This window comes from Oleiphilus sp. HI0123 (genome assembly GCF_001635315.1).
This window is the reverse complement of the sequence record NZ_LWGE01001816.1, coordinates 1-1,985: the sequence shown is the minus strand read 5'-3', so window position 1 is coordinate 1,985 and position 1,985 is coordinate 1. Positions and strand designations below refer to the sequence as shown.

General features: G+C 36.1%; 3 protein-coding genes. 1 reads left to right on the top strand and 2 read right to left on the bottom strand.

Annotated elements, in window-relative coordinates; all coding sequences use genetic code 11:
* Together rnpA and rpmH are read right to left on the bottom strand one after the other, a co-directional pair.
* On the bottom strand, positions 1 to 334 hold a 334-nt coding region (gene rnpA / locus A3761_RS25995), incomplete at its 3' end, for a ribonuclease P protein component (protein WP_082870378.1).
* Positions 335 to 337: 3 nt separating this feature from the next.
* Positions 338 to 472: a 50S ribosomal protein L34 gene (rpmH, locus tag A3761_RS25990; protein ID WP_082865166.1), complete on the bottom strand. Its 135-nt coding sequence runs from the start codon at positions 470 to 472 to the stop codon at positions 338 to 340.
* Between the two features lie 578 nt (positions 473 to 1,050).
* Here rpmH and dnaA point away from each other — a divergent pair.
* Positions 1,051 to 1,985, top strand: a 935-nt coding sequence (gene dnaA, locus A3761_RS24430; protein ID WP_068751082.1) for a chromosomal replication initiator protein DnaA, incomplete at its 3' end; no start/stop codon positions are given.

Sequence of the window (1,985 nt, the reverse complement as noted above, 5' to 3'; positions counted from 1 at the left end):
GCCACAGATAGTCTAGTTCTTGAGTGCATTCTTTGCTGCTAGATAAATCAGCACCTTTCTTTGCAAGAACAATAATATCAAGGTTTGGAAGCGAACTACGCTTAGTCCGAAACGATTCTCGTAATAAGCGTTTAATTCGGTTCCGTTGTACAGCGAGTTTTACGTTCTTTTTAGCAACGATTATTCCGAGTCTGCTATCTGAGTTATTCAGGTTTCTAGTCAACATCAAATAATGTTTACTGGAAACTCGTATATCAACAGACTCAAAAACATCACTATAATCACTCGATTTTAGTAGCCGAGTTGATTTAGGAAACTTAAAACTGGAGTACAAGTTTTATGCACTTAGTTCTTTACGGCCTTTAGCACGACGTCGGTTCAAAATCTGACGACCACTTTTAGTTGCCATACGTGCTCTGAAGCCATGTGTACGCTTACGCTTAAGTACGCTAGGTTGGAATGTTCTTTTCATTTCCAGTACTCACAATAAATAGGGTGAAAAAAAATTGGAGCGAGATTGTAATTGTTTGGGCAAGATTATTCAATGCATATTCGAATTTTTATTTAAAGTTTATCTTAGGTCTTATCTTTTCCCATCCCTTAAATAATATTATTTATATATTCTCTTCTTATACTTATGTTCTATTAAGGGGAGCAATTTCTGTTGATAAGAGAGTAAATTCCTTTAAAAACATTTATTTAAGTCTTTAGTAAGTATAAGGGAAAAGTTAGGAAAAGACGTGATTATCGATTGAATAAAACTTGGATAAATCAGAGATTAATTTATACACATTTTTATCCTTGGGTTTATCCACAATTTATTTCTACTACTTTTTGCAATAATCGAGCACTAAAAAAATTAGCTGTAAAATTGTGCACAAGCTTGTGTGTAAAGTTATTAATTATTTGAAATATATATATAAAGTTATTAACAGGCGGCTTATTAACCTAAAAATAGCGCTAGTAGTTACGACGTTTTACCGTTAAAATTCACCTTAATAAAAACGGTTGTATTTCCCCCCTTTCTAAATAATAGGAATAAAGTACCAAGTGCAAACTGAAGTCTGGTCTGAGTGCTTAGAAAAGCTAAAAGAAGAATTGCCTAGTCAGCAATATAATACTTGGTTAAGGCCGCTTCAGGGGGAGTGTGTTAACGGTATACTTCAATTATATGCACCGAACAAATTCGTATTGGATTGGGTTAAAGAAAAGTTCTTACAGCGTATAAACGACTTACTTAAAGATATGGGGCATGACAAAGTCATTTCTTCCGTCAATCTAAAAATTGGCAGTCTTAAAGAAGCTGATAATGGTACAAAGCTTAAAACTGAAGACAACAGAAGAAAGCCTAGCCCTGCTTCACCTAACCAACATAGTTCTCATAAGCCTCGCGAAAGTGGTCTGTCTTCATCGAAACCTGTTGAACGGCGGGTTGAAGTTGAAGGTTCAATTATAAAACACCAAAGCTTTTTAAATCCTAATTTTACTTTTGATACTTTTGTAGAAGGTAAATCTAACCAGTTAGCACGCGCTGCTTCTGTCCAGGTAGCAGAAAATCCAGGCGGAGCTTATAACCCTTTATTTCTTTATGGTGGTGTTGGTCTGGGTAAAACTCACTTGATGCATTCTGTCGGTAATGAAATCGTTAAGAAGAATCCTAATGCTAAGGTGGTTTACCTTCATTCCGAACGATTTGTTGCCGATATGGTTAAAGCTCTGCAGATTAATGCGATCAATGAATTCAAGCGATATTACCGATCTGTTGATGCTTTGCTAATCGATGATATTCAATTCTTTGCACGTAAAGAGCGTTCGCAAGAAGAGTTTTTCCATACTTTTAATGCCTTATTAGAAGGCGGTCAGCAAATGATATTGACCTGCGATCGCTACCCTAAAGAAATTGATAATATGGAAGAACGTTTGAAGTCTCGTTTTGGCTGGGGACTTACCGTTATGGTTGAGCCGCCTGAACTAGAAACCCGTGT

What these genes read in the sequence shown, in the direction of transcription:
- rpmH (WP_082865166.1), bottom strand. Translation starts at nt 472, where the DNA reads ATGAAAAGAACATTCCAACCTAGCGTACTTAAGCGTAAGCGTACACAT.